Consider the following 25,828-nt stretch of genomic DNA (forward strand, 5'->3'; position numbering starts at 1 on the left):
TTTCCGAACGGCGGACCGGTCAGCCCGCTGCAGCCGGCATCGGCGCCGATGCCGGCGGTCGCGCCAGCTTGCGGGTGAGCTGCAGCAGCTCCGCGCGCGCAGCGGCACGCAGCGCTTCCGAAGAGGCACTGGGGAATTGCTTGCGATCAAAAGGCATGCGCAAGCGCACCACCCAGAGACCGGGAGGCAGCTCGGGCAGGTCTGCGAACACCGCGCGGATCTGGCGCTTCAGCAGGGTCCGTGTGACCGCGCGCTTGGCGTGCCGTTTAGGCACGACGTAGCCCAGCCAGGCCCGATCGGGCGCGGCTGGAAGCGGTGCTGCGGAGGTCGGCGCCACGCTCGCGATCTGCGTTTCATCCACAGCTTGGGAATGAAACGGTGCATCACCTGTGGACAAGTCAGCCGTTCCTGTGGATGGACGGCGCTTGGGCAGCGAAGGGCTGTCGGCCAGGTGGTGCACGGCGAAGTGCGCGCTGCGCGCGCGGCTGGGCGTGCCCAGCACGCGCTCGAAATCGGCCGATCGTACGACGCGGCCGATCACGGTGCTGACAAGGTCGTCTGGTGTGTCGCTCAGACGGCCAGGCGCTTGCGGCCCTTGGCGCGACGAGCCGCGATGACGGCCTTGCCGCCGCGCGTCTTCATGCGGACGAGGAAGCCGTGGGTACGGGCGCGACGGGTCTTGGAGCCTTGATAAGTGCGTTTCATGTTCAACCTCTAGGAAATCTGGGAGCTTCCCGTCACCCTCGCGCCGTGCCTGTTGGCTCTGGCGCCGCGGACGGAGACATCAGGCGATGCCGGAAGCCGCTCGAAAAGCGGAGGCCCACGAAGCTACGTCCGGGCGTCCGGAAAACCCGCGATTACAGCAAAGATTTGCGTCAGGGTCAATCCGGATGCAAGTCGCCACGGGGATTACCAGCACTTGACCGGGGGAAAAAATCTGTGGATAACCCAGATTCCGCGGACCCGGATCGGTACAATCGGGCCGCTCGAAGAATAAGTTTTCCACAATGAGCGCAGACTTGTCAGGTGCGGCCCTGTGGCAGCGCGGCTGCGAACGCCTGGCCGCCGAACTGCCTGAACAGCAATTCAACACCTGGATCCGGCCGCTGCCCCCCGCGGAGGTCGCCCAGCAGGACGAGAACGGCCACGAGGCCGTGCTGGTGTCCCTCCGCGTCCCCAACCGATTCAAGCTGGACTGGATCCGCAGCCAGTATGCCGGCCGGATCGAGGCCATCCTGACCGAACTCGCCGGCAAGCCGGCGCGCCTGGAATTGTCGCTGGCGCCGCGCGAGGCCATCGCGCCGCTGCCCCGTACCTCGCCGTCCGGCCTGTCGATGGGCCAGGTGCTGCAGCAGCACGGCCTGCGCGGCGGAACCGGCGCCGCACAATCGGGCCTGCAAGCGGGCGCGGAAGCGACCACCGTGGCCGCCCGCCCGGCCGCCGCAGCCGCGAATCCCGCCGCCCCGGCCACCGCCGCCAGCCTGATCCAGGGCGGCGCCGCCCCCGGCGTCCCGGCCAACCTGCCGCCGAGCGCCACGCGCCACCGCATCAACACCAGCCTGACCTTCGACACGCTGGTGCCGGGCCGCGCCAACCAGATGGCGCGCACCGCCGCGCTGCACGTCGCCGGCGCGCCGGGCCAGATGTACAACCCGCTGTTCATCTATGGCGGTGTCGGCCTGGGCAAGACCCACCTGATCCACGCTGTCGGCAACGCGCTGCTGAAGGATCGTCCGGACGCCCGCGTGCTCTACCTGCACGCCGAGCAGTTCATCTCGGACGTCGTCAAGAACTACCAGCGCAAGACCTTCGACGAGCTCAAGGCCAAGTACCACTCGCTGGACCTGCTGCTGATCGACGACGTGCAGTTCTTCGCCGGCAAGGACCGCACGCAGGAAGAGTTCTTCAATGCGTTCGAAGCGCTGCTGGCCAAGCGGGCGCACATCATCATGACGTCGGACACCTACCCCAAGGGCCTGGTGGACATCGACGAGCGCCTGACTAGCCGCTTCGACGCCGGCCTCACGGTGGCCATCGAGCCGCCCGAGCTGGAGATGCGCGTCGCGATCCTGATCAAGAAGGCCGACGCCGAGAACGCGCCCATGCCCGAGGACGTGGCCTTCTTCATCGCCAAGAACGTGCGCGCCAACGTGCGCGAGCTGGAAGGCGCGCTGCGCAAGGTGCTGGCCTACAGCCGCTTCTCGCACAAGGAAATCAACATCCAGCTGGCGCGCGAGGCCCTCAAGGACCTGCTGTCGATCCAGAACCGGCAGATTTCCGTCGAGAACATCCAGAAGACCGTGGCCGACTTCTACAAGATCAAGGTCGCGGACATGTATTCGAAGAAGCGCCCGGCGAGCATCGCCCGCCCGCGCCAGATCGCGATGTACCTGGCCAAGGAATTGACGCAGAAGAGCCTGCCGGAGATCGGCGAGCTGTTCGGCGGCCGCGACCACACCACGGTGCTGCACGCGGTCCGCAAGATCGGCGGAGAGCGCCAGAAGAACACCGAGTTGAACCAGCAGTTGCACGTCCTGGAGCAAACGCTGAAGGGATGAGAAAAAACGCCTTCGCCTTCAGCGAAAATGCCGCGTTCGCCCGTACAGCCAACAGTGGAGAGAGGTTGACATGATCGTGTTGAAAGACAGCCAGGACAAAGTGCTTGCCGCGCTGCAGGCGGTGTCCGGCATCGTGGAACGGCGCCACACGCTGCCCATCCTGGCCAACGTGCTGGTCCGCAAGCAGGGCCGCCAGGTCGAGCTCACCACGAGCGACCTGGAGATCCAGGTCCGCACCACGGTCGAGTTCGACGGCGACGAGGGCGATTTCTCCACCACCATCGGCGCGCGCAAGCTGATCGACATCCTGCGCTCGATGCCGTCGGACCAGACGGTCAGCCTGACGTCCAACCAGAGCAAGATGACGCTGCAGGGCGGCAAGAGCCGCTTCACGCTGCAGACGCTGCCCTCGGACGACTTCCCGCTGGTGCAGGAAGCGGCCGACTTCGGCCCCGCGTTCAACGTGCCGCAGAAGACGCTGAAGGGCCTGATCAACCAGGTCCACTTCGCGATGGCGGTGCATGACATCCGCTACTACCTGAACGGCATCCTGTTCGTGGCCGAAGGCAAGATGCTGACGCTGGTCGCGACCGACGGCCACCGCCTCGCGCTGGCCCAGGCCGAGACCGACACCGAGATGCCCAAGCAGGAGGTCATCCTGCCGCGCAAGACGGTGCTGGAGCTGATGCGCCTGCTGAAGGACGGCGGCAAGGGCGACGACGAGAACGCGCCCATCGAGATGCGCTTTGCCGGCAACCAGGCCAAGTTCAGCTTCAGCGGCATGGAGTTCGTGACCAAGCTGGTCGAAGGCAAGTTCCCCGACTACAACCGCGTCATCCCGAAGAACCACCGCTTCCATGTGCTGATCGGCCGCCAGCCGCTGCTGGCCGCGCTGCAGCGCGCGGCCATCCTGACCAGCGAGAAGTTCAAGGCGGTGCGCCTGTCCTTCGACCCGGGCCTGCTGTCGATCGCGTCGAGCAACGCCGAGCAGGAAGAGGCCAAGGAAGAGCTGGAAATCGACTACGGCGGCGACCAGATCGAGACCGGCTTCAACGTCACCTACCTGATGGACGTGCTGGCCAACATGTCGCAGGACATGGTGCGGGTGGATCTGAACGACAGCTCGTCGAGCGCCTTGCTCAGCATCCCTGAGCACAGTGGCTTCAAATATGTCGTCATGCCCATGCGTATCTGACGCGATGAGATGAACGAGCGGGCCACGGCCCGCTTCAGCGCTTTTGAAGGTCCGCGACGCCGCATCGGCGATCGCGGCCAGCAGTGAGAAGAGAGAGTTTTTCGATGACCGATCCTCAGCAGAATCCCGACCAGCAGCCTCAGCAGCAGAACGATGGCGCGGGGTACGGCGAGTCCAGCATCCAGATCCTGGAAGGTCTGGAGGCGGTGCGCAAGCGCCCCGGCATGTACATCGGCGACACCTCGGACGGCACGGGCCTGCATCACCTGGTGTTCGAAGTCGTCGACAACTCGATCGACGAGGCGCTGGCCGGCTACTGCGACGACATCGTCATCACCATCCACACGGACAACTCGATCTCGGTGATCGACAACGGCCGGGGCATCCCGACCGGCGTGAAGATGGACGACAAGCACGAGCCCAAGCGCTCGGCGGCCGAGATCGCACTGACGGAACTGCACGCGGGCGGCAAGTTCAACCAGAACAGCTACAAGGTGTCGGGCGGCCTGCACGGCGTCGGCGTGTCCTGCGTGAACGCGCTGTCCAAGACGTTGCGCCTGACGGTGCGCCGCGAGGGCAAAGTCCACCAGCTGGAGTTCAAGAAGGGCATTCCGCAGGACCGCCTGATCGAGCTGCGCGACGGCGCCGAGACCAGCCCGATGCGGATCGTCGGCGAGACCGACAAGCGCGGCACCGAGGTGCACTTCCTGCCGGACACGGAGATCTTCACCTCGAACTCCGAGTTCCATTACGACATCCTGGCCAAGCGCCTGCGCGAGCTCTCGTTCCTGAACAACGGCGTGAAGATCCGCCTGGTCGACGAGCGCAACAACAAGGAGGACAACTTCGCCTTCGCCGGCGGGGTGCGCGGCTTCGTCGAGTTCATCAACAAGGGCAAGACGGCGCTCAACCCGAACATCTTCCACGCCCAGGGCGACAAGATGTCGGACCAGAACACCAACGTCGGTGTCGAGGTGTCGATGCAGTGGAACGACGGCTTCAACGAGAGCGTCCTCTGCTTCACCAACAACATTCCGCAGCGCGACGGCGGCACCCACCTGACGGGTCTGCGCGCGGCGATGACGCGGGTGATCAACAAGTACATCGAGGACAACGAGCTGGCCAAGAAGGCCAAGGTCGACGTCACCGGCGACGACATGCGCGAAGGCCTGGCCTGCGTGATCAGCGTGAAGGTGCCGGAGCCGAAGTTCAGCTCGCAGACCAAGGACAAGCTGGTGTCGAGCGAAGTGCGCGGCCCGGTGGAAGACATCGTCGCGAGCAAGCTGACGGACTGGCTGCTGGAGAACCCGGTCGACGCCAAGATCATCTGCGGCAAGATCGTCGAGGCCGCGCGGGCACGCGAGGCGGCGCGCAAGGCGCGCGAGATGACGCGCCGCAAGGGCGTGCTGGACGGCATGGGCCTGCCGGGCAAGCTGGCGGACTGCCAGGAGAAGGATCCGTCGCTGTGCGAGATCTACATCGTGGAGGGCGACTCCGCCGGCGGCTCCGCCAAGCAGGGTCGCGACCGGAAGTTCCAGGCCATCCTGCCGCTGCGCGGCAAGATCCTGAACGTCGAGAAGGCGCGCTACGAGAAGCTGCTGACCAGCAATGAAATCATCACGCTGATCACCGCGCTGGGGACCGGCATCGGCCGCGGCGCGGGCAGCGACGACTTCAACCCCGAGAAGCTCCGCTACCACCGCATCATCATCATGACCGACGCGGACGTGGACGGCGCGCACATCCGGACGCTGCTGCTGACCTTCTTCTACCGGCAGATGCCGGAGCTGGTGGAGCGCGGTCACATCTACATCGCGCAGCCGCCGCTGTACAAGGTCAAGGTCGGCAAGCACGAGCAGTACCTGAAGGACGGCCACGAGCTGGACGGCTTCCTGCTGAAGGTCGCGCTGAACGACGCCGAGCTGCACACGGCGGGCGTGGGCGCCGGCCCGGTGCTCAAGGGCGAGGAACTCGAGACGATGGCGCGCCAGTACGTGGCGGCGCAGAACGTGATCGAGCGTCTGTCGGCCTGGATGGACGGCGAGGCGCTGCACCTGCTGGCGTCCGGCCTGACGCTGGGCCTGGACACCAAGGAAGCGGCGGATATCTCCGCGACGGCGCTGCAGGTCGCGTTGCACGACGCGGTGGTGCATGCGGAGGTCGATCCGCGCACCGACAAGCAGTTCCTGCGCATCAGCCGCCGTCATCACGGCAACGTGCGGTCGAGCATCATCACGGCGGACTTCGTGCACGGCGCGGACTATGAAGTCCTGGCCGAGGCCGGCAAGACCTTCAAGGGTCTGGTGGGCGAGGAAGCCGTGATCCGCAAGGGCGAGGGCGAGAAGGCCAAGGAAAGCAAGGTCGCGGACTTCCGTGCCGCGATGGCCTGGCTGATGACGCAGGCCGAGTCCAGCGTCGGCCGCCAGCGCTACAAGGGCCTGGGCGAGATGAACCCCGCGCAGCTGTGGGAAACGACGATGGATCCGACGGTCCGCCGCCTGCTGCGCGTGCAGATCGAGGACGCGATCGAAGCCGACCGCGTGTTCACGATGCTGATGGGCGACGAGGTGGAACCGCGCCGCGAGTTCATCGAGCAGAACGCGCTGAGGGCGGCGAATATCGACGTGTGAGCGTCGGCCCGCCGATCAGGCATCCAGCAGCGCCCGCGCTGCTTTGACGACATGGCTCATCTCTTGCGGGATGGGCCATTTCTACTTCTGTGGGTAGTGGCAATGTCCGCAGTGTTCGAGAAACTTCTGTCCACATCGATACAAGGCTGGAGAAGAACTCAATGAGCCAACAGAAGACAACCGCCGAGCTGGTGCTCTATGCAACAGAGGATGGCGCGTCGAGGTTTTTCCTGCGCGCGGAGGCTGGCAGCGTCTGGCTGACCCAACTGGAATTGGCGGCGCTGTTTGAAACGTCCAAGCAGAACATCAGCTTGCACGTCCGAAACATTCTTTCGGAAGGCGAGTTGAAGGCAGAGTCAGCTGTCAAGGAAGACTTGACAACTGCCGCCGACGGGAAGCGCTACAAGACTCAGCTCTACAGCCTTGAAATGATCCTGGCGATCGGTTACCGCGTGAAATCACCTCGCGGCACGCAGTTCCGCCAGTGGGCGACGACCCACCTGAAGGAATATCTCCTCAAAGGCTTCGTCATGGACGACGACCGCCTGAAAGGGGCGGAGCAGGCGGACTACTTCGACGAGTTGCTTCAGCGCATCCGCGACATCCGCTCTTCGGAGAAGCGCTTCTATCAAAAGGTGCGAGATCTCTTCTCGCTCTCCATCGATTACGCCGACGACGAGCAGGTGACTCGCACCTTCTTCGCGGAAGTGCAGAACAAGATGTTCTTCGCGGTCACGGGCAAGACCGCTGCTGAACTGGTCGTTCAGCGCGCTGACCCGGAGCATCCGCAAATGGCGCTGACTTGGTGGCAGGGCCAGAGGATTCGGAAGTCGGATGTGGTCGTCGCCAAGAACTATCTAGCCAACGACGAGCTCAAACACCTCAACCGTATCGTGAGCACGTTCCTCGAGTTTGCGGAGCTGCGAGCCGAGCAGCGCAAGAGCCTCCGCATGGCGGACTGGCGCAAGTACGTCGACAGTTTCATGGAGTTCAACGAGCAAGCCGTGCTTCAAGGTGCTGGTCGTGTCAGTCACCAGACGATGACCGAGATGGCGCACGAACGCTATGAAAAGTTCGATTCCATGCGGCGAAAGGCGGATGCCGTCGAGGCCGATCGCATCGAATTGGAGGCTTTGAGCGGGCTCGAAAAGCAGTTGAGCACGCGACACAGGGACTGAGCCCGGTCCCACGCATTGGCTACACCCGTCGTCGACAACAGGGATGTAGACCCCCCTCGAAGAGGGCCTGCGGAAAAGACCGTCACGAAAAGCGCGCGACTATCATCCGCGGCGCCTCAGCGCGGAAGAAAGAGTCACATGCCGCTTTACTTCATCGGCTTTCTGGCCATGCTCGGAGCTGCGCTGCTGCTCTACGCAGGCGCACTGGTCACGGCGGGAATCACCCGAAGGGCGCCGCCGCTCCTCGTCAACGGCCGCGCGGCCGACGCGCTCCAGGCCGTCCATCTCGCGCTGATCTGGTCCTGTGTCGGCGTCGGCTGGCTGCTGTACTTCAACGTCTACCGCATCCATGTGGACATGGCCGGCGTCAGCGATGCGGCCTTCCAGGCCTTCGCGCGCGGCTACACGCGCAAGCTGCCGGTGGTGGTGCTGCCTTACGGCGCTGGCGCGTTGGCCGCCGCGATAGGCCTGTGGGCCTCGCCAGGCCGCTTCTCGCGGCGCGCGCTGTGGGGCATCGCCACCTTGTGGCTGCTGTCAGTCGCCACAACCCCCTGGGCCGCTGGCGCGCAGGGCGACATGCAGGAGCACGGCTTTACCGACGCCGCCTTCCAGCAGTTGCAGATGGCCCATCTGGCACGTTCGCTCCTCCTCAGTGCGGCGGCGGTGTGGGCGCTGCTGCAGGGCTGGAACCCGCAACGGCCGCGGACATGACGAAGGTCAAAGGGCTCGGAACGCTGGAATCGCTACATTGGCCACTCCACTTCGAACCCCGTACATAGGCCCTCCGCCGCCATTGCCACCCGCGCCTACGTCGAACACTTTGGCGCGGTCGCAGATCCCAGCCAGTACGAGGGCAAGGCACTCCTGCTGAACACGAGCGGACAAGCGCAATGCGCTGAGCTGGTGAAGCAGGTGGCCCACGCGCCGAGGACTCAGCCAGACAACTGGAAGAAGGGCGATGAATTGACTCCGGCCTATGTCGCTGCCTTGCAGGTGGGCACGCCGATCGCATCCGGGCTGGAATGCTGCGGGCTTCTATCCCAATGAGTCCACTGGACAACATGCAGGACTGTTCGCGGGTGCACTCAGAGATGCCAGCGGCGTTGTCATCGGCTTCTACATCATCGAGCAGCACACAAGTGCTGAGTCCATCCTGAAGCGCCCCGTCTACTTCGATCCGGCTGCGCACAAGAAGCCGACCACCTACTTCCACAACGGACGCGCCTACGCGACCATCCAACGGTGAGCGCTCTGCCTTCGACCGTTGCGGTACTGATCGTGCTCAGCCTCGTGACATCTCCTCTGCATGCCGCGCCGACCCCGTTCGAGTGCCCGGTCGAGTTGCCGAAGACCGAGCAGAAGCTCGACCAGGTGCCCGAGGGGTTCACGGTGACGACGTCGACGCCCTATCCAAGACACGAGCTGACCGGCTTTCGCGTCAACCTCGGCCCGGTCGATGTTTCCGACGCCACGATCAACGACAAGGCATCGAACAAGCGCGATGCGCGAGGCGGACTCACGGAGAAGTTGACCTGGAACGTCGCTCAGTACGAAGACGCCTATGCAATCTGCCTGTATCGCGCAACAACACAGGCACTGGTCCGTCCTCTGGCGGGATATCGCGAATGCACGGTCATCTCCACTGCCGCTCCCAGTGGACTGCTCAAGATGCAGTCGGCCTCCTGCCGCTGAGTTTTCCGAAGGCCGGTCGACATGACCTCCGTCATGCGCGCCCCCTGTGAAGGGTTCAGCGGCGTACGAGAAATGTCGCGTCGCTTCTTAGACTGACCTCGTCGTCCTCCCCGGACATCCACGAGCTCATCTGCATGCGCGCTACCGCTTTCCGTTCGGCGTCCCTTTCCGTGATCGCCTTGTCGTTCGGCCTGCTGGCCACAACGGCGCCCGTCCAAGCCCAGTCGATCAGCGTCAAGCCCGGCCTGTGGGCCAGTGCGAGCGTCAACACGATCAACGGCCGCAAGATGCCGACGATCTTCGACATCAACGGCGCGCTGACCGCCGAGCAGAAGAGCAGCCTCGCCGCGGCGATGGCAAAGGTCGGGCTGCCGGCCGGCGGCAGCCCGCATCTGGCCTGCCAGCAATCCGCGGAGTTCTCACTGCCCAAGCCAGAGAGCGTCGAGCAGTGCACCACGCAAGTGAAGCCCGCCAACGGCAGCTCCGGCACTTTCACGATGAGTTGCAAGAGCGAGATGGTCAGCGGCACCGGCGTCGGCACCTACGAGGTCAAGGACAAGACCGCCGCCACGGTGAAGGTCTCGTTCAAGGGCTCGACCGCGCAAGGGCAGCCGCTGAGCTACGACTCCTCGTCCGTCCACAAGTGGATCGGCAGCGACTGTGACACCCCGCCGGCGGGCGTGGATCCCGCGCTGATGACGTTGATGCGCTGAGCCGGCGCGAGCCCGGCGCAGGGTCTTTACCCGATGGACCCATTCGCATGATGATCATCATATTATGATGCCCGTCATGCCGAGTTTACCCCGCTCCACCCGCAAGGAAGAATCCCGCGACCGCATCCTCGACGTCGCCTCGCGCACCGTCCGCCGCGTCGGCTTCGACGGCGTGGGCGTCGCCGACGTGATGAAGCAGGCCGGGCTGACGCACGGCGGCTTCTATGCGCACTTCGCGTCCCGCGACGAGCTGCTGTGCGCCGCCGCGCTGCGCGCCGGGCAGGACAGCCGGCAACTGCATCACAGCCATGCCGACCGGCTCGTGGCCGCCGGCGTGCCACCGTTCCGCGCCCTGGTGGAGACCTATCTGCACGAGAGCGGCATCGACAACGTGGATTGCGGCTGCCCGGTCGCGGCGCTGGTCGCCGAGCTGCCCCGCCAGTCGGCCGCCGTGCGCGGCGAAGGTCACGGACTCCTGCTCGGCATGCAAGGTCTCGTCATGGACGCGCTGGGCGAAGGCACCTCGCCGGAATCCGCCTGGCCGATCGCCGCAACGCTGGTCGGCGCCCTCCAGATGGCCCGCGCGATCGGCGATCGCGACCAGGCGATCGCCATCCTCGCCAGCACCAAGCGCGCGCTGCTGAGTCAACACGCTGAAGCCGCCGCCCAACCGGCCCGTTCGACCGCACAGGCCCGTCCGGGCGGCTGATTCCGCTTTCCATCGAGGGCCTTCGGGTCCCTTTTCTTTCCCCATCAATATGACGTGCGTCATATGAAACAACGCGCCCCGGCGCAGAAGGAAGTTCCATGCAGATCAAGGATGCCGTCGTCTTCATCACCGGCGCGAACCGGGGCCTCGGGCTCGAATTCGCCAAGCAGGCGCTCGCCCGCGGCGCGAAGAAGGTCTACGCCGCGGCGCGCGACGTCTCGACCATCACGCTGCCCGGCGTGGTGCCGGTGCAGCTCGACGTGACCAAGCCCGAGCAGGTCGCCGCCGCCGCGCGCGCCTGCGGCGACGTGACGCTGGTGATCAACAACGCCGGGATCGGCCGTGTCGGCGGGATCGCGGGCGACAACGCCGAGACCGTCCTGCGAGAACAGCTCGAGACCAACCTGTTCGGCGTCTTCCACGTCGCGCGCGCGTTCGCGCCGGTGCTCGCCCGCAACGCTGGGGGCGCACTGCTCAACATGCTGTCCATCCTGAGCTGGGTGAACACGCCGATGCTCGGCGCCTACGGCGTTTCCAAGTCGGCGGCCTGGGCGCTGACCAACAGCCTGCGCGCGGAACTCAAGCCCCAAGGCACGCTGGTCGTCGGCTTCCACGGCGGCTTCATCGACACGGACATGATCCGAGACTTCGACGTGCCCAAGGCGAAGCCCGAGGACGTCGTGAGCCAGTCGCTCGACGCGATCGAGCAAGGTGTGCCGGAGGTCTCCGTCGATGAGGGCACGCGCCAGGTCAAGCAGGCGCTGTCCGCCGGTGTCTACCTGACGGATCCGCTGGCGGGCTGAGTCTCGAAGAAGTTCACGCTGAACCGGCGCCGCAGGCGGAAGCCAAGGCGCTCGTAGAGCGCGATCGCCGTGACGTTGTCGGTGAACACGTGCAGGAAGGGTGTCTCCCCGCGGTCGAGGATGCCCTGTGAGACCGCCTTCATCAGCGACGCGGCGAAGCCCCGGCCTCGACACGACGGATCGACGCAGACCGCGCTGACCTCGGTGAAGCCGGGCACCTTCATCCGCTCGCCCGACAGCGCCACCAGCCGCCCGCCGAGCCGCACACCGATGTAGCGGCCGAGTTCGAGCGTGCGCAGCCCGAAGGGCCCGGGTTGCGTCGCACGCACGAGTTCGAGGATGTCCGCCACGTCCTGGACTCTATGCGGTCCACAGGACGGCAGCCACCGTCGGCCGCGGTGGCCGGGACCGCGCCGTCACTCCGCCTTGGCGCCAGCGGCCTTGATCACCGGATCCCACTTCTTGATCTCCGCGGCCGTCTGCAGCCCCAACGCTTGAGGCTTGAGCCGGTCGCCCTGGGGCGCGACCACGCCCATCTCCTGGAAGCGCTTCACGACATTCGGATCGGCCAGCGCATGGCGCAGCGCCGTGTTCAGTCGCGTCACCACCGCGGCGGGGGTGCCCTTGGGCGCGTACACGCCGTGCCAGACGGCGAGCTCGAAGCCGGGCAGGCCGCTCTCGGCGAAGGTGGGAACGTTCGGCAGTTGCGGCACGCGCGCCTTCGTCGCCATCGCATAGGGCTTCAGCGCCCCTGCCGCCACGTGCGGGCCCGTCGCCACCGGCTGATCGCAGATGAGGTCGACGTTGCCGGCGATGACATCCTGCAGCGCCGGACCGGTGCCGCGGTACGGCACCATCGTCACCGTCGTGTCCGTGGTCTGGCTGAACAGCATCGCGCACAGGTGCGAGGTCGCACCGACGCCGGCATGCGCGAAGCGCACCTCGCCCGGCTTGGCTTTCATCTGCCTGATGACCTCGGCCACCGTCGCCGGCGCGAAGTTCTTGTTCCCCACCAGGATCATCGGCACGTCGCCGGCCAGGCTGATCGGCACCAGATCCTTGTTGGCGTCGAAGGTCAGCTTCGGATAGAGCGCGGGCGCCGTCGCGATTCCCATGTTGTGCAGCAGCACCGTGTAGCCGTCCGGCGCGGCGCGCGCCACCTTCGCCGTGCCGATCGTGCCGCCGGCGCCGCCCGCGTTCTCCACGATCACCTGCTGACCAAGGTCGCGCGTCATCGCTTCCGCGATCAGCCGGCCGATCACGTCGGTCGAACCGCCCGTCGCATAGGGGATCACCATCGTGATCGGCTTGTCCGGATACGCGGCGGACGCCGCCGTGGCCAACGCCATCGCCGCCGTCGTCACCGTGACGGCCAGGACCTTCTTCGCAATCTTTCGCATGTCTCGCTCCAAGGGGATAAGGAAGTGCGCCGCCGGTCCATCGCCGGCTGCTGCATGTCTGTCGCTGCAGGAAAGGAAAAGCCTCCCGACGCGCCCCGTCAGGCCGCGCCGACGCCGCCGAAGCTCATCAGCTTCAGTTCGGTGTATTCGTCCAGACCGTGCCGGGAGCCTTCGCGCCCCAGTCCGGACTGCTTGATGCCGCCGAAGGGCACCGTCTCGCTCGAGATCGCGCCGGTGTTGATGCCGACCATCCCGGACTCGATCGCCTCCGCGACGCGGAAGCAGCGCGCGACGTCGCGCGAGTAGAAGTAGCTCGCCAGGCCGAACTCGCTGGCGTTGGCCCAGGCGATCGCCTCCGCTTCGGTGTCGAAGGCCACCAGCGGTGCGACCGGACCGAAGGTTTCCTCGTCCAGGCAGCGCATGCCGGCCTTCACGTCGAGCAGCACGGTCGGTTGCATGAACCAGCCGGGGCCGTCGACCGCCTCGCCGCCGATGCCTAGGCGCGCGCCGCGGTCCAGCGCGTCCCGGACATGCCACAGCGCCTTACCCCGCGCCGCCTCGTTGATGAGCGGGCCTTGCGTGACGCCGTCGTCCAGGCCGTTGCCGGTCCGTAGCGCGCGGACGCGTTTGATCAGGCGCCTGGCGAAGTCGTCATAGACGCCGCGCTGGACGAAGAGCCGGTTGGCGCAAACGCAGGTCTGGCCCGCGTTGCGGAACTTGGAGGCGATCGCGCCCTCCACGGCGGCGTCGAGGTCCGCATCGTCGAAGACGATGAACGGTGCGTTGCCGCCGAGTTCCAGGCCGAGCTTCTTCACCGTCGGCGCGCATTGGGCCATCAGCAGTCGCCCCACCGGCGTGGAGCCGGTGAAGCTGAGCATGCGCACCGTCGGCGACGAGGTCAGCACCGCGCCGATCTCGACGGCGTCGCCGATGACGACATTCAGCACTCCGACGGGGAGTCCGGCTTCGAGCGCGAGATCCGCGAGCCGCAGCGCGGTCAGCGGTGTCAGCTCCGACGGCTTGAGGACCATCGTGCAGCCGGCGGCAAGTGCCGGCGCGACCTTGCGCGTCACCATCGCCGCAGGGAAATTCCAGGGCGTGATCGCGGCGCAGACGCCGACCGGTTCTCGCACCACCAGCTGCCGGCGATCCGGCGACGAGGCCGGGATCGTCTCGCCGTGCAGCCGCCGCGCCTCTTCGGCGTAGAAGCGGATGTAGCTCGCCGCGTAGACGATCTCGGCACGCGCTTCGGCGAGCGGCTTGCCCTGCTCCGAGACCATGATGCGCGCCAGTTCCTCGGTGCGCGTCATGACGAGCTCGAACCAGCGCTGCAGCACCTCGGCGCGGGCGTGACCGCCGCGCCGGCGCCACTCGACCTGCGCGATGCGCGCCGCCTCGACGGCCGCCTGCGCATCCTGCGCCGAGTCCTTGCGGACCTGCGCGACGCGTTCGCCGGTGGCGGGATTGACGACGTCGAAGGTCGCGCCCATCGCCTCAGGCCTTGCCGACGAAGCGGTAGAGCTCGGTGTGATCCGCGCCGGCGCCGAGCGACTCCGACGCTTCCGCGGTCATCGCGTATACGTCCTGCGCGAGCGCCATGGGCAGTCCCATCGCGCGGCCCAGCGACGCGGCGATGCCGACGTCCTTGGCCTGCAGCGCCAGCGAGAAGCCCGAGTTGAACGCGCCGTTCAGCATGAACTGGTGGGCCTTGTTCTCGGTCGTGTTGTTCCGCCCGGTCGAGGCCTGGATCACGTCGACGATGGTGGCCGGATCGATGCCGAAGGCCTCACCGACGTGGATCGCTTCTGCGGTCGCGATCAGCGCGGCCGCCGAGACGTAGTTGTTGAGCGCCTTCAGCGCATGGCCGGCGCCGACCGGCCCGACGTGCGTGATGGCCTTGCCCAGCGTCTCCAGCACCGGACGGACGCGCTCGAAGGCGGGGACGTCGCCGCCCACCATGATGGCGAGCGTGCCCGCCACGGCCTTCTTCACGCCGCCCGAGACCGGCGCGTCGATCAGCGCGATGCCGGACTCGGCCAGGCGCTGGGCGAGGGCGCGTGTCCGGTTGGGATCGGCGGAGCTCATCTCCACGACCACCGCGCCGCGCTTGAGCTGCGATGCCAGCGGCCCGACGACGGCGTCGACGATGTCCGAGTTCGGCAGCATGGTGATGAGGATGTCGCAGGCCGCGTAATCGCCGGCGCCGCTGGCGACACGGGCGCCGGGATGCGCCTCGGCGAAGCGGGCGGTGATCTCAGGCCGTGCGTCCTGCACCACCAGCGCGTGGCCGGCGGCGTGCAGCAGGTGCGCCATGGGCGTGCCCATCATGCCCAGGCCGATGAATCCGATGCGGGTCATGGCGTCGGCTCCTCAGGCGTCCATTTCCTTGAACACCTCGGCGGCGACCCGGAACGAGTCGATCGCCGCCGGCACGCCGCAGTAGATCGCCGTCTGCAGGAAAACTTCCTTGATCTCGTCGCGCGTCAGGCCGTTGTTGATGGCGCCGCGCACATGCAGCTTCAGCTCATGCGGGCGGTTCAGCGCGGTGATCATGGCCAGGTTGAGGAAGGAACGCGTGCGGCGGTCCAGTCCCGGTCGGTTCCAGACGTCGCCCCAGCAGTACTGCGTGACCAGCTCCTGCATGTCGATGTTGAAGTCGGTCGCGTTCTTGATCGAGTTGTCGACGTACTCGGCGCCGAGCACCTCGCGCCGGGTCGAGAGCCCTTGGTCGAACAGGGCCTGGTTCTTCGGGGCGTAGGCACGGGTCATCGGAAACTCCTGGTGATCGGGGGGGATGGGTGGGGGTGGGGAAGTGACGAGCGGGTCTGCCACTCGTCGATGGCTCAATGTAGTCGGATTGTCCGACAATCCGACATTGGGAATACGTGGATTGAAAGTGGGCCGGGCGTGTTGTATGACAATCCGTCTGTATGAACATCAGGTGATCCGGAAGTCCGGACATCGCCCGCCCACAGGTAGGATCGGGCCCATGAGCCTCGTGAAAGTAGCCCGGGAAGAGACGTCCTTGCGCCAGCGCGCCACGCAGGCGCTGCGCACCGCCATCCTGGACGGCGTGCTGGCGCCGGGTCAGAAGCTCTCGGAGCGGGAGCTCTGCGAGAGTCTGGACGTCAGCCGCTCCTGCGTGCGCGAATCGCTGCAGCACCTGCAGGCGGAAGGGCTGATCACCATCATTCCGCACCGCGGGCCGGAGGTGACCAGCATCTCCCGCGACGAGGTGCGCGAGATCTATGAAGTCCGGGCCAGCCTGGAGAGCCTGGCCGGACGAGGCTTCGCGGCGAACGCATCGGACGCGCAGCGCGCCGCGCTGCGCGCCAAGCTGACCGAGCTGGCGCAGGCGCATGCCGCCGGCGACCGGGCGCGCATCCTCACGATCAAGAACCAGTTCTACGACGTGCTGGTCGAGGGCTGCGGCAACACGGTGGCGGGGCAGATGCTCAAGCAGCTGAACAACCGCGTGACGGTGCTGCGGCGCATCTCGATGGCGCAGCCGGGGCGGCTGCCCGAGACGCTGCGGGAACTCGAGGCGATCGTCACCGCGATCGAGCAGCGCGACGGCGAACTCGCCGCGCGGCTGTGCGGCGAGCATGTGAAGCAGGCGGCGGAGAACGTGCTCCGCAGCATGGGCTGATCAATCCGCGGACCGCCTCGCCGCCTTGACCGCCTGTCCATCGGGCGCGGGGGCGTCTTCCGCAGCGGCCCAGAAGGTCTCGGCCGCCGCGCCCATCGTTCCACGAGCGCGGTGCAGGCGGATGTCGAGGTCCAGGTGCCAGTCCTTGCCTCCGGCGACCACCAGCCGCCCGGTCGCGAGGTCCTCGCCGATCAGGATCTTCGGCAGCCAGGCCACGCCGCGGCCGTCCAGCGCCATGGTGCGCAGCACCGACGCCAGGTGCGCCGTGAACACCGCTTGCATGGGGAGCCGGTCCAGCGCCATGCCCTTGACCTCGCGCAGGATGCGGCCCAGCCCGGACTCCGAGCTGTACGCGAGCAACGGCACCAGGGCGCCCTTCGACCCCTGGCCCCCCTCCAGCGGGTGGGCCGGTCCACCGGCCGCATCGGGCGCGCAGACCGGCAGCAGTTGATCCTCTCCGACGACGATGCTGGTGATCGCCGCCTCGTCGAGCGGCCCGGGCACCTGCCGGTGGCCGTGCGCGAGCACGAACTGCACCTGGCTCTGCAGCAGCAGCGCCTCGCACTTCTGCTGGGTGTCGGAGACCAGGTTCACCGGGCCGACGCTGGTGCGGGCCTCCAGCGCGCGCAGCCAGCGCGGCATGAACGAGAACGACAGCGCATGCGTGGCCGCGAAACGCAGCGTCTGCGAGCTGGCCTCCGCGATGGCGCGGGCCTCGCCGGGCACGCGGGCGACCTGGGACTGCAGCTCCTGCGCGGTCTTGCGGAACCACACGCCCGCGTCGGTCAGCCGCGCGGGCTGCGAGCTGCGGTCGAAGAGGTCGGTGCCCAGCCACTCCTCCAGCGCGCGGATGCGCCGGCTGAAGGCGGGCTGGGTCATGTGGCGCTCTTCCGCGGCGCGGGAGAAGTTGCCGCTGGCAGCCAGCACCATGAAGTCATCGATCCAGCTCAGGTTCAGCGTCATGGCGAGGGTTCGGCGGTCCGGGCGGTCCTGTCGGTCGTGGCGGTGCCCGCAAAGCATCAAAAGCTAAGAAAACTGAATTGGCCTCGCGAGGGGTCCCGGCGGGATCATGCGACCCGTCCGCAAGCAACCTTGAAGTGGAGTTCCCCGTGAAGATCGTCGAGATCCGAGAAAAGACGCTGCCGATCAGCAGCCCCATCCGCAACGCCTACATCGACTTTAGCAAGATGACCCTGAGCCTCGTGGCGGTCATCACGGATGTGATCCGCGACGGCAAGCCGGTGGTGGGTTACGGCTTCAACTCCAACGGCCGCTACGGCCAGGGCACGCTGATGCGCGAGCGCTTCATCCCGCGCATCCTGGAAGCCGATCCCGAGTCGCTGCTGGATAGTCGCGGCATCCTCGACGCGCACCAGGTGTGGGACGCGATGTTCACCAACGAGAAGCCGGGCGGTCACGGCGAGCGCTCGGTGGCCATCGGCACCATCGACATGGCGGTGTGGGACGCGGTCGCGAAGATCGAGGGCAAGCCGCTGTTCCAGCTGCTGGCCGAGCGTTACGGCACCGGCACGCCGGACCGCAAGGTCTTCGTCTACGCGGCGGGCGGCTACTACTACCCGGGCCAGGACCACGGCAAGCTCAAGGACGAGATGCGCAGCTACATCGACCGCGGCTACTCGGTGGTGAAGAAGAAGATCGGCGGCGCGTCGCTGGACGAGGACCTGCGTCGCATCGACTCCATCCTGAGCGTGCTCGGCGACGGCCAGAAGCTGTGCGTCGACGCCAACGGCCGCTTCGACCTGGACACGGCGATCGCGTATGCGAAGGCGCTGTCGACGTACGACCTGTTCTGGTACGAGGAAGCCGGCGATCCGCTGGACTTCGAGCTGCAGGCGACGCTGCGCAACTACTATGCCAACCCGATGGCGACGGGCGAAAACCTGTTCTCCATGCAGGATGCGCGCAACCTGATCCGGTACGGCGGCATGCGGCCGGACCGCGATTGGCTGCAGTTCGACTGCGCGTTGAGCTACGGCCTAGTCGAGTACCTGCGCACGCTGGACATGCTCAAGGAACACGGCTGGTCCGCGAGCCGCTGCGTGCCGCACGGCGGGCACCAGATGTCGCTGAACATCGCGGCCGGCCTGGGCCTGGGTGGCAACGAGTCCTACCCCGACCTGTTCCAGCCTTTCGGCGGCTTCCCGGACGGCGTGAAGGTGGAGAACTCCTACGTCACGCTGCCGGACCTGCCGGGGATCGGGTTCGAGGGGAAGTCGGATCTGTATGCGGTGATGCGGGCGTTGTCGGACTGAGCTCGCGGAGGGCATCAGCGCCCCAGCATCACCTCCTGATGACCCTTCCCCGCCGGGATCATCGGGAAGCAGTTCTCCGCCGGTGCGACGGCGACGTCGAGGAAGTACGGCCCGTCGCTCGCCAGGCACTCGGCGAGCGCGGCGTCGAGGTCCTCGCGCCGCTCGACACGCCGGGCCGCCCATCCGAAGCCCTTCGCCACCGCGACGAAGTCCGGCATGCAGGCGTTGTAGCTGTGGCTGTAGCGCTCGCCGTGGTGCAGCTCCTGCCACTGCCTCACCATGCCCATGTGGCCGTTGTTGCAGAGCACGACCTTGACGCCCGCGCGGTGCTGCCGCGCTGTCGCCATCTCCTGCAGGTTCATCAGGATGGACGCGTCCCCGCTCACGCAGACGACCAGCCGGTCCGGATGCGCCACCTGCGCGCCGATCGCCGCGGGCAGGCCGTAGCCCATCGTGCCGGCGCCGCCCGAGGTCAGCCAGCGCCGCGGCCGTTCGAAGGCCAGGTGTTGCGCCGCCCACATCTGATGCTGGCCCACATCCGTCGACACGATCGCGTCGCGATCCGCGAGCTGCGCCTGGAGTCGCCTCATCAACGCCTGCGGGGCGATCACCTCCGACGTGTCCTCGAAGTCCAGCGACCGCTGCGCCCGCCACGCCTCGATGCGCGTCCACCAGTCCGCGAGCCGCGCCGGCGGCATTGCGCGGTGGTGCAGCGCGCGCCGCAGCCGGGGCAGCAGCACGCCCGCGTCGCCGCACAGCGCCAGATCGGCGCGGCGGACCTTGTCGATGGACGCCGGATCGACGTCCAGGTGGATCACCCGCGCGCCGGGGGCGAAGCTGTCCAGCCGGCCCGTCACCCGATCGTCGAAACGCGCGCCCGCGCACACGATCAGGTCGGCGTGATGCATCGCGAGGTTGGCCTCCAGCGTGCCGTGCATGCCGAGCATTCCCAGCCACTGCGGCGACGACGCCGGTAGTGCGCCCAGCCCCATCAGCGTCAAGGTGCAGGGCGCGCCGCTCAGGCCGACCGCCGCGGCGAAAGCGGCACACGCCGCCTCGCCGGCATTGACCAGTCCGCCGCCGCCGTAGAACACGGGGCGCCGCGCTCCCGCGATCCAGTCCGCCGCCTGCTCGACCGCGCGGACATCCACCGCCGGCGCCTCCCTGAGCGTCCTGATCGGCAACCTCATGGTCGAACGCGCCGGCGCCAGCTGCACATCCTTCGGTACGTCCAGCAGCACGGGCCCCGGACGCCCACCGCGCGCGATGTCCACAGCCTGCCGGACGCGCGCCGCCACGTCGTCGCCAGGCCGCAACTGCGCATTCCACTTGGTCACAGGCCGCGAGATGCCCAGCGCGTCGCATTCCTGGAACGCATCGGTCCCGATCACCGCGCTGTTCACCTGTCCGCTGATGCAGAGCACCGGGATCGAGTCGCACAAGGCATCCAGCAGCCCCGTCGTGGTGTTGCTCATCCCGGGACCGGAGGTCACGAGCACCACGCCCAGCCGCCCCGTGCTTCGGGCATAGCCCTCGGCGGCGTGCACCGCCGCCTGTTCGTGGCGGACGAGGATGTGGCGCAGCCGCGGCTCGCCGTGCAGCGCGTCGTACAAGGGCAGCACGGCGCCGCCGGGATAGCCGAAGACCGTGTCCACGCCGCAGGCCACCAACGTGTCGAGCAGCATCTGCGCGCCGTTGCGCATCCCCGTTCCAGTAGCGCTCAGCACGGCGCGATCGATCAGTGCGTTCATGCGGATCAGTATCCCGGCGTCCCTCCGGGAAGCGTTGCCGTTCTTGCCTCCTAGAATCGCCTTTGCAGCAAACGTTCCTTCGAAAGCGACATGGATCAGGAAATCAAGCTCGACAAGTTCGACCGAGCGATCCTGCGGGCCTTGCAGCGCAACGCGCGCGCCAGCCTGCAGGAGGTCAGCGACGAGGTGGGCTTGACTACCTCCCCTTGCTGGACGCGCATCAAGCGCCTCGAAGCGTCGGGCGTCATCGAGGGCTACACCGTCAAGGTCAATGCAGAGAAGGTCGGCCGCCCCGAGCAGTTGATCGTCCAGCTCACCTTGAACAAGCACACCGATGCCGCGATGGCGGAATTCGCCCGGCACCTCGAGGCCATCCCCGAGGTCATCGACGCCTACCTGGTGTCCGGCGACTATGACTATGTGCTGCGCCTCTCCGTTCGCGACACGCGCGACTACGAGCGCCTGCTGCGCGAGAAGCTCTACAAGATCCCCGGCGTGCGGCACAGCAAGTCCAGCTTCGTGCTGCGCTGCCTGAAGGCGAGCTCGCTGCCGCTCTGAGCCGCCTGGCCGCCGGTCTCAGGTCGGCACCGGCAGCTCCGGCACCTTCAGCAGCCGCGTCATGTAGGCGCGCGACGCGGCGACGTGCCGACGGACAGCCTCCGCAGCGAGGGCCGGATCGGCATGCGCCAGCGCCTGCCGCATGGCCGCGCCCTGGACCGCGAGCGCCTCGAGTTCCGGGGCCCAGACCTCCAGGCGCGCGCGGCGGAAGGCCTCCAGCAGTCGGCCTCGCGAGGCCTGCATGCCCAGCGCCTGGTCGTTGCCGCCCAACCGCGCCAGATGGTGCTGCAAGGCATCGTCCGCCGCCATCAGATCGTGGACGCGGGCGAGGCGGGTGGCCTCCTCCAGCGGTGTCAGCAGCGCGGTCACGCCCTCCAGGGTCAGCGCAGAGCCGGCCCAGGCCGACCGGCAGGCCCGCGCCATCAACATCGACTGCAGCGCTTCGCGGACATCGAAGTACTCGTCGATGAAACGCGCGTCGACCGCGCGCACGACGGCGCCCTTGTTCATCCGCATGTCGACCATGCCGTCGCCCTGCAGCTGCAGCAGGGCCTCGCGCACGGGCACGTTGCTGACGCTGTAATGGGCGCTCAGCTCATGCAGGGTCAGGTGCTGCCCCAGCCGCCAGCAGCCGGCCTCGATGTCGGTGCGGATCTGGTCGCGCAGCCGCAGATAGGTCGGCGTATTGATCGCCGGGGGGATCGCAGACGAGACCGCGTGAGCGGTCGCAGGCGGACCCGGGCGAGCGCCAGGGTAAGGTGAACGAACCATCGCGGCACTCCGTCGGTGAATTGTGGGGAATCACGGATCACTCTACGAAGCGGCAGCGGACCGCGGCAGGGTCCGGACGCACGGGTCGACACGGTTTTTGCTCAAGCGCAATGAATGAGCAATACAGCGGCGAATCGACTGCTCAATCGACGTATTTGTCGCGCCGCACCCTACCGGAATCAGTGGAATCGATACTGCATCGAAGGCAGACACTGTGTCGTTTCCGCATCGGTGGCCACCAAGCGCTACAGTCGCGGCCGGGAGGTCTGCGACGCAGAGGCGAATGCCCGATGTCAAACACCCGAATGGAGCCCTTTGAATGGCCAAGTCGTTGAAGCAAGTCCTGTCCCAGATCGAGAAGCTGAAGAAGGAAGCCGAGTCGCTGCGCGCGAAGGAGATCTCCGGCGTCGTCGCCCGAATCCGCGAGGCCATCGATCATTACGGGCTGACGCCCGAGGAACTGTTCGGCGCCGGCGCAACGAAGTCGGCGGGCCGGGGCAGAGCGGCGAAGGCCGCCAAGCCCGGCAAGGCGGCGGCGGGTCCGCGCAAGGCCAAGGCTCCGCGCAGCGCGGGCGCCCCGAAATACCACGATGGCAGCGGCCGCACCTGGACCGGCGTCGGCAAGCGTCCGAACTGGTTCAAGGACGCCCTGGCCGCCGGGAAGACGGCCGAGGAGCTGTTGATCAGCTGATTCGCGCCGCGCGGACGTCATGCGCTCGCCGACAGCGTCGACGCATGACGGACGAAGGCCCACATCACCTGTCGGCTGATCCCGGACGGATCCGGATCAGGCCTCTGAACCGTGTTGTCCAGCAATCCTCCCTTTGTCGCGTGGTGGAGGAACTTCTTGAGTTGCTGCTTGTCCAACAGACCGATCGCCTGTGACACCAACTCGCTGAGGTAGTCGTCCATCAACTCTGCTCGCTCCTTGGGATTATTCGGGTACTGGATGACCAGGGCGCGGCGCATCTTGTCCGCCGCATCGCGAAAGTCCGAGGCGTCCAGCCTGTGCTCCAGTGCGGTGACTGCAGACTGCGTACCATGGGCCTCGCGGCTGATCCCCGCGCGAATCGCAAGGCGTCCGACCGGCCCAGTGGGACGCGGGCGCGCAAACTCCTTGACGGCCTGGTGAATCCCGTCCGCCAGTTGTGAATAGGCCTCGCGAAACTTTTCGGACGCCGCGAGCGCTTTGTCCATCGAGCTCACGGGCTTTTTGTTCACTTGCGCATAGTCGTCCGAGGGCGAATGCTGGCGGCGACTCGTGTCCACGAGACCGCCGTTGTCCTGAGCCTTGTGAAGCTTGGGCCGCGGCCTGTGGAACTCCGAGACATCGACCAGGATGTCGTCTTCCTCCTCACGTGCAGCGTCTGGCTCGACTGAATTCAGCGTCGCTTCTTGATCCACCGCTGTGTACAACTCCGATTCCTCGGTCCCCTTGTGCGTTCTGCTGCCGCCCGATGGCAGGTCGGGGTGGCGTTTCGAGAACGCGACACTGCTGTATTGCAACGCGTTGCCTTGCCTGCCGCCGGGTCGTGTCCGGGTGGTTTCTTCGGAACGCGTGTCGATGCCGGGCGGCGCGGCGTCCGAAGTGGCATCGTCATAGAGGGGCTCGTCGAGTCCGTTCGCGGGCGTGTGATGGCTAAGGGATGAAATGGGTGGGGCCATGATGAATCGGGATGAAGTGGAAAGCACATCGGTCCGGTGCGCAAAGCGCCACGGGCCGATGTGTCAGTGCCTCATCCGAAGTTCCGTAGTTCAGCGGGCAACCGGGCTTACCACACGCGGCAGCGCTCCGCGTCCGGCTTCACCATCTTCTGCCCAGGCTTGCAGCGGAAGGCCTGCTCGAACTCAGGCATGTTCACCGCGACGCCGTTGATCCGGTAGCGCCCTGGTGAATGCGGGTCGGTCAGCGCATGCACGCGCGCATATTCAGGCCGGGCGTGGCTGCAGTCCCATTGCGCGAAGCCGACGAAGAAGCGCTGTTCCGGCGTCAGTCCGTCGCGGTCCGCCGGCTTCGGGGACAGGTCCGCGATCTGCGCCTTCCACGCCGCGTGCGCCAGCACCAGGCCGCCCAGGTCGGCGAGGTCTTCGCCCAGCGTCAGCTTGCTGTTGATGCGGATGTCGTCCACGACCACGTACTGCGCGTACTGCTTCGTCACGCAGGCGGCGCGCTGCTCGAAGGCCCGGGCGTCCTTCTTCGTCCACCAGTCGCGCAGGTTGCCCTTGGCGTCGAACTGCCGGCCTTCGTCGTCGAAGCCGTGGATCAGCTCATGTCCGATGGTGCCGCCGGTGTTGCCGTAGTTCGGCGCATCGTCCAGCTTCGGATCGAACAACGGCGCCTGCAGCACGCCGGCCGGGAAGTTGATGTCGTTCATCTGCGCGTCGTAGTACGCGTTGACCGTCTGCGGCGTCATGCCCCATTCGCCACGGTCCAGCGGCTTGCCGATCTTGGCGAGCTGACGCCTCAGTTCGAAGTCGTTGCCGCGCATCACGTTGCCGGCGAAGTCGTCGCGCGCCACCGTCAGCGCGCCGTAGTCGCGCCAGCGATCCGGGTAACCGACCTTGTTGACGATCGCATGCAGCTTCTCGACCGCACGCTGCCGGGTCGTTTCGCTCATCCAGCCCAGCGACTGGATGCGAGCGGCCATCGCGTCCTCGATCTGCTTGGTCATCGTGAGCGTCTTGTCCTTCAGTTCCGGGCTGAAGTTGCGCGTGACGAACTCCTGGCCGAGCGCCTCGCCGAGCTGCGCGTCGACCAGCTCGACACAGCGCTTCCAGCGCGCCTTCAGTTGCGGCACGCCCTGCAGCGTCTGGCCGAAGAACTCGAAGTTGGCCTGCACCGCGGCGTTCGACAGCGTCGGCGCCTGGCTGCTGACCAGTTGCCAGCGCAGGTAGTTGCGCAGTTGCGCCAGATCGCGCTGGCGCAATTCCTTCGACAGCGCCTTGAAGAACGCCGGCTCGGTGACGTTGTAGGACGCCTGCGGATCCAGGCCCAGCCCGCGCTGGTACGCGGCCCAGTCGAAGCCCGGCGTCAGCGCCTGCAGCCCGGCGGCCTTCATCGGATGGAAGCCCTTGTAGGGATCGCGCTTGTCGACGCGGCTCAGCGAGGCGCGCGCCAGTGCCGTCTCCATCGCCATCACCTGCTTCGCCTGGGTGCGGGCCGCGTCCGGCGCGTCGCCGAGCAGCTCGAAGTTGCGCGCCACGTGGGCGATGAACTGCTCGCGCAGCGCGCGCGACTTCTGGTCGGTCTTGAAGTAGTACTCGCGGTCCGGGAGACTCAGGCCGCCGGCATAGGCGAAGGCGATGACGCGCGTCGAGTCGGCCATGTCCTGGCCCGACGTGAAGTGAAAGAGCACGCGCTCGTTGTTGGTCGCCAGATGCAGCGCGGCCAGCAGCGACGGCAGCTCGCGGCGGTCCTTCAACGCATCGATGCGCGACAGCAGCGGACGCAGCGGCGCGAGCGCCTGGCGGTCGGCGGCGGACTCGTCCATGCAGGCGGCGAAATAGTCGCCCATGCGGACCTGGTTCGCGCTGCGCGTCGGATCGGCGGCCGAGAGCTTGTCCAGGATGCCCCAGAGATAGCGTTGGTTCTCGTTGGCCATCTTGGCGTAGACCGACCAGCGCGCCTGGTCGGGCGGGATCGGATTCGCGGCCATCCAGCCGCCGCAGGCGTACTGGTAGAGGTCCTCGCAGGGATCGACGCTGCGGTCCATCGCGGCGGTGTCCAGGCTGGGCGTGTAAGGCAACTGGTCGAGCGGCCCTTCGGGCGTTGCGGCGGTGGTCGTGGCGGAGTTCGCCGAGGCGGTCGCGGCGGGCGAGGCGGACGAGGCGTTCTGTGCGCCGGCGTCGGCGGCGGCGGCGCCAAAGGAAACGGCCGCGACAAGCGCGGCCGCGGCGGTGCGGGCGAGGAGGTGGGGGGTCATGCTCGACAGCGGGGAGTAGATGCTG

26 protein-coding genes are annotated in these 25,828 nt (G+C 67.0%); 14 read left to right on the forward strand and 12 right to left on the reverse strand.

Going from position 1 to position 25,828, the window contains the following annotated elements; genetic code table 11:
• Nucleotides 1-19: 19 nt before the first annotated feature.
• Nucleotides 20-541, reverse strand: coding sequence for a ribonuclease P protein component (locus PV762_RS14705; RefSeq protein ID WP_421035760.1), 522 nt, complete (start codon nt 539-541; stop codon nt 20-22).
• A gap of 29 nt (nt 542-570) precedes the next feature.
• Nucleotides 571-705, reverse strand: a complete 135-nt coding sequence (gene rpmH, locus PV762_RS14710; protein ID WP_067065970.1) for a 50S ribosomal protein L34 — start codon at nt 703-705, stop codon at nt 571-573.
• A gap of 302 nt (nt 706-1,007) precedes the next feature.
• Here rpmH and dnaA point away from each other — a divergent pair, with 302 nt between their 5' ends.
• The 10 genes from dnaA to PV762_RS14760 all read left to right on the forward strand — a co-directional run bounded on the left by dnaA (nt 1,008) and on the right by PV762_RS14760 (nt 11,478).
• Nucleotides 1,008-2,558 (forward strand): chromosomal replication initiator protein DnaA, encoded by a 1,551-nt coding sequence (gene dnaA / locus PV762_RS14715; protein ID WP_421035761.1) that lies wholly within the window; start codon nt 1,008-1,010, stop codon nt 2,556-2,558.
• Between the two features lie 70 nt (nt 2,559-2,628).
• Nucleotides 2,629-3,753, forward strand: coding sequence for a DNA polymerase III subunit beta (gene dnaN, locus PV762_RS14720; RefSeq protein ID WP_421035762.1), 1,125 nt, complete (start codon nt 2,629-2,631; stop codon nt 3,751-3,753).
• A gap of 104 nt (nt 3,754-3,857) precedes the next feature.
• A complete protein-coding gene (gyrB, locus tag PV762_RS14725) occupies nt 3,858-6,383 on the forward strand; it encodes a DNA topoisomerase (ATP-hydrolyzing) subunit B (RefSeq protein WP_421035763.1) in 2,526 nt (841 codons plus the stop codon).
• A gap of 161 nt (nt 6,384-6,544) precedes the next feature.
• A complete protein-coding gene (locus PV762_RS14730) occupies nt 6,545-7,561 on the forward strand; it encodes a virulence RhuM family protein (RefSeq protein WP_421035764.1) in 1,017 nt (338 codons plus the stop codon).
• 138 nt (nt 7,562-7,699) lie between these two features.
• Complete coding sequence (locus tag PV762_RS14735; protein WP_421035765.1) at nt 7,700-8,272, forward strand: hypothetical protein; 573 nt, start codon at nt 7,700-7,702, stop codon at nt 8,270-8,272.
• Nucleotides 8,273-8,537: 265 nt separating this feature from the next.
• On the forward strand, nt 8,538-8,807 hold the full coding sequence (locus tag PV762_RS14740) for a hypothetical protein (protein ID WP_421035766.1): 270 nt from the start codon (nt 8,538-8,540) through the stop codon (nt 8,805-8,807).
• Nucleotides 8,804-9,253 carry an STY0301 family protein gene (locus PV762_RS14745; protein ID WP_421035767.1) on the forward strand — a complete coding sequence of 150 codons (450 nt, stop codon included), beginning with the start codon at nt 8,804-8,806 and terminating at the stop codon, nt 9,251-9,253. The genes PV762_RS14740 and PV762_RS14745 overlap by 4 nt, the downstream gene beginning before the upstream one ends.
• A gap of 134 nt (nt 9,254-9,387) precedes the next feature.
• Nucleotides 9,388-9,966 (forward strand): DUF3617 domain-containing protein, encoded by a 579-nt coding sequence (locus PV762_RS14750; protein ID WP_421035768.1) that lies wholly within the window; start codon nt 9,388-9,390, stop codon nt 9,964-9,966.
• A gap of 76 nt (nt 9,967-10,042) precedes the next feature.
• A complete protein-coding gene (locus tag PV762_RS14755; RefSeq protein WP_421035769.1) occupies nt 10,043-10,675 on the forward strand; it encodes a TetR/AcrR family transcriptional regulator in 633 nt (210 codons plus the stop codon).
• Nucleotides 10,676-10,773: 98 nt separating this feature from the next.
• Nucleotides 10,774-11,478: an SDR family oxidoreductase gene (locus PV762_RS14760; protein WP_421035770.1), complete on the forward strand. Its 705-nt coding sequence runs from the start codon at nt 10,774-10,776 to the stop codon at nt 11,476-11,478.
• Here the strand turns inward: PV762_RS14760 and PV762_RS14765 are convergent.
• The 5 genes from PV762_RS14765 to pcaC all read right to left on the reverse strand — a co-directional run bounded on the left by PV762_RS14765 (nt 11,451) and on the right by pcaC (nt 15,647).
• The gene (locus PV762_RS14765; RefSeq protein WP_421035771.1) at nt 11,451-11,828 is read right to left on the reverse strand and encodes a GNAT family N-acetyltransferase; all 378 of its coding nucleotides are present in this window, start codon (nt 11,826-11,828) and stop codon (nt 11,451-11,453) included. The two genes, PV762_RS14760 and PV762_RS14765, sit on opposite strands and share 28 nt — an antisense overlap.
• 66 nt (nt 11,829-11,894) lie before the next feature.
• The gene (locus PV762_RS14770; protein ID WP_421035772.1) at nt 11,895-12,878 is read right to left on the reverse strand and encodes a tripartite tricarboxylate transporter substrate-binding protein; all 984 of its coding nucleotides are present in this window, start codon (nt 12,876-12,878) and stop codon (nt 11,895-11,897) included.
• A gap of 98 nt (nt 12,879-12,976) precedes the next feature.
• Nucleotides 12,977-14,368 (reverse strand): NAD-dependent succinate-semialdehyde dehydrogenase, encoded by a 1,392-nt coding sequence (locus PV762_RS14775; RefSeq protein ID WP_421035773.1) that lies wholly within the window; start codon nt 14,366-14,368, stop codon nt 12,977-12,979.
• Nucleotides 14,369-14,372: 4 nt separating this feature from the next.
• Complete coding sequence (locus PV762_RS14780; protein WP_421035774.1) at nt 14,373-15,236, reverse strand: NAD(P)-dependent oxidoreductase; 864 nt, start codon at nt 15,234-15,236, stop codon at nt 14,373-14,375.
• A gap of 12 nt (nt 15,237-15,248) precedes the next feature.
• Entirely contained in the window at nt 15,249-15,647 is a 399-nt protein-coding gene (gene pcaC / locus PV762_RS14785) for a 4-carboxymuconolactone decarboxylase (protein WP_067280375.1), read from the reverse strand.
• A 220-nt stretch (nt 15,648-15,867) separates the two neighbouring features.
• Between pcaC and PV762_RS14790 the strand changes: the two genes are divergently transcribed.
• Nucleotides 15,868-16,527, forward strand: coding sequence for a GntR family transcriptional regulator (locus PV762_RS14790; RefSeq protein ID WP_421035775.1), 660 nt, complete (start codon nt 15,868-15,870; stop codon nt 16,525-16,527).
• On the opposite strand, the gene PV762_RS14795 is transcribed toward PV762_RS14790, so the two are convergent.
• The gene (locus tag PV762_RS14795; protein WP_421035776.1) at nt 16,528-17,490 is read right to left on the reverse strand and encodes a LysR substrate-binding domain-containing protein; all 963 of its coding nucleotides are present in this window, start codon (nt 17,488-17,490) and stop codon (nt 16,528-16,530) included.
• Nucleotides 17,491-17,636: 146 nt separating this feature from the next.
• On the opposite strand from PV762_RS14795, the gene PV762_RS14800 reads away from it, so the two are divergent.
• Nucleotides 17,637-18,800: a mandelate racemase/muconate lactonizing enzyme family protein gene (locus PV762_RS14800; protein ID WP_421035777.1), complete on the forward strand. Its 1,164-nt coding sequence runs from the start codon at nt 17,637-17,639 to the stop codon at nt 18,798-18,800.
• Between the two features lie 14 nt (nt 18,801-18,814).
• Here the strand turns inward: PV762_RS14800 and ilvB are convergent, their stop codons facing one another.
• Nucleotides 18,815-20,551 carry a biosynthetic-type acetolactate synthase large subunit gene (gene ilvB, locus PV762_RS14805; protein ID WP_421035778.1) on the reverse strand — a complete coding sequence of 579 codons (1,737 nt, stop codon included), beginning with the start codon at nt 20,549-20,551 and terminating at the stop codon, nt 18,815-18,817.
• Between the two features lie 102 nt (nt 20,552-20,653).
• On the opposite strand from ilvB, the gene PV762_RS14810 reads away from it, so the two are divergent.
• A complete protein-coding gene (locus tag PV762_RS14810) occupies nt 20,654-21,109 on the forward strand; it encodes an Lrp/AsnC family transcriptional regulator (protein WP_421035854.1) in 456 nt (151 codons plus the stop codon).
• An 18-nt stretch (nt 21,110-21,127) separates the two neighbouring features.
• On the opposite strand, the gene PV762_RS14815 is transcribed toward PV762_RS14810, so the two are convergent.
• Nucleotides 21,128-21,880 (reverse strand): GntR family transcriptional regulator, encoded by a 753-nt coding sequence (locus PV762_RS14815; RefSeq protein ID WP_421035779.1) that lies wholly within the window; start codon nt 21,878-21,880, stop codon nt 21,128-21,130.
• Nucleotides 21,881-22,199: 319 nt separating this feature from the next.
• On the opposite strand from PV762_RS14815, the gene PV762_RS14820 reads away from it, so the two are divergent.
• Nucleotides 22,200-22,571 (forward strand): H-NS family nucleoid-associated regulatory protein, encoded by a 372-nt coding sequence (locus PV762_RS14820; protein ID WP_421035780.1) that lies wholly within the window; start codon nt 22,200-22,202, stop codon nt 22,569-22,571.
• Nucleotides 22,572-22,588: 17 nt separating this feature from the next.
• On the opposite strand, the gene PV762_RS14825 is transcribed toward PV762_RS14820, so the two are convergent.
• Together PV762_RS14825 and PV762_RS14830 are read right to left on the reverse strand one after the other, a co-directional pair.
• A complete protein-coding gene (locus PV762_RS14825; RefSeq protein ID WP_421035781.1) occupies nt 22,589-23,545 on the reverse strand; it encodes a hypothetical protein in 957 nt (318 codons plus the stop codon).
• Nucleotides 23,546-23,652: 107 nt separating this feature from the next.
• A complete protein-coding gene (locus tag PV762_RS14830; protein ID WP_421035782.1) occupies nt 23,653-25,803 on the reverse strand; it encodes a M13 family metallopeptidase in 2,151 nt (716 codons plus the stop codon).
• Nucleotides 25,804-25,828: the final 25 nt, after the last annotated feature.

Origin of the sequence: Mitsuaria sp. CC2 (assembly GCF_048957715.1) — a bacterium.
In the GTDB taxonomy this organism is placed as follows: domain Bacteria; phylum Pseudomonadota; class Gammaproteobacteria; order Burkholderiales; family Burkholderiaceae_C; genus Roseateles.

Excerpts from the sequence above, each read along its gene's own strand:
- rpmH (WP_067065970.1), bottom strand. The coding sequence starts at position 705 with ATGAAACGCACTTATCAAGGCTCCAAGACCCGTCGCGCCCGTACCCAC.
- dnaA (WP_421035761.1), top strand. The coding sequence starts at position 1,008 with ATGAGCGCAGACTTGTCAGGTGCGGCCCTGTGGCAGCGCGGCTGCGAA.
- dnaN (WP_421035762.1), top strand. The coding sequence starts at position 2,629 with ATGATCGTGTTGAAAGACAGCCAGGACAAAGTGCTTGCCGCGCTGCAG.
- gyrB (WP_421035763.1), top strand. The coding sequence starts at position 3,858 with ATGACCGATCCTCAGCAGAATCCCGACCAGCAGCCTCAGCAGCAGAAC.
- PV762_RS14730 (WP_421035764.1), top strand. The coding sequence starts at position 6,545 with ATGAGCCAACAGAAGACAACCGCCGAGCTGGTGCTCTATGCAACAGAG.
- PV762_RS14735 (WP_421035765.1), top strand. The coding sequence starts at position 7,700 with ATGCCGCTTTACTTCATCGGCTTTCTGGCCATGCTCGGAGCTGCGCTG.
- PV762_RS14740 (WP_421035766.1), top strand. The coding sequence starts at position 8,538 with ATGTCGCTGCCTTGCAGGTGGGCACGCCGATCGCATCCGGGCTGGAAT.
- PV762_RS14750 (WP_421035768.1), top strand. The coding sequence starts at position 9,388 with ATGCGCGCTACCGCTTTCCGTTCGGCGTCCCTTTCCGTGATCGCCTTG.
- PV762_RS14755 (WP_421035769.1), top strand. The coding sequence starts at position 10,043 with ATGCCGAGTTTACCCCGCTCCACCCGCAAGGAAGAATCCCGCGACCGC.
- PV762_RS14760 (WP_421035770.1), top strand. The coding sequence starts at position 10,774 with ATGCAGATCAAGGATGCCGTCGTCTTCATCACCGGCGCGAACCGGGGC.
- PV762_RS14770 (WP_421035772.1), bottom strand. The coding sequence starts at position 12,878 with ATGCGAAAGATTGCGAAGAAGGTCCTGGCCGTCACGGTGACGACGGCG.
- PV762_RS14775 (WP_421035773.1), bottom strand. The coding sequence starts at position 14,368 with ATGGGCGCGACCTTCGACGTCGTCAATCCCGCCACCGGCGAACGCGTC.
- PV762_RS14780 (WP_421035774.1), bottom strand. The coding sequence starts at position 15,236 with ATGACCCGCATCGGATTCATCGGCCTGGGCATGATGGGCACGCCCATG.
- pcaC (WP_067280375.1), bottom strand. The coding sequence starts at position 15,647 with ATGACCCGTGCCTACGCCCCGAAGAACCAGGCCCTGTTCGACCAAGGG.
- PV762_RS14790 (WP_421035775.1), top strand. The coding sequence starts at position 15,868 with ATGAGCCTCGTGAAAGTAGCCCGGGAAGAGACGTCCTTGCGCCAGCGC.
- PV762_RS14795 (WP_421035776.1), bottom strand. The coding sequence starts at position 17,490 with ATGACGCTGAACCTGAGCTGGATCGATGACTTCATGGTGCTGGCTGCC.
- ilvB (WP_421035778.1), bottom strand. The coding sequence starts at position 20,551 with ATGAACGCACTGATCGATCGCGCCGTGCTGAGCGCTACTGGAACGGGG.
- PV762_RS14815 (WP_421035779.1), bottom strand. The coding sequence starts at position 21,880 with ATGGTTCGTTCACCTTACCCTGGCGCTCGCCCGGGTCCGCCTGCGACC.
- PV762_RS14820 (WP_421035780.1), top strand. The coding sequence starts at position 22,200 with ATGGCCAAGTCGTTGAAGCAAGTCCTGTCCCAGATCGAGAAGCTGAAG.
- PV762_RS14825 (WP_421035781.1), bottom strand. The coding sequence starts at position 23,545 with ATGGCCCCACCCATTTCATCCCTTAGCCATCACACGCCCGCGAACGGA.
- PV762_RS14830 (WP_421035782.1), bottom strand. The coding sequence starts at position 25,803 with ATGACCCCCCACCTCCTCGCCCGCACCGCCGCGGCCGCGCTTGTCGCG.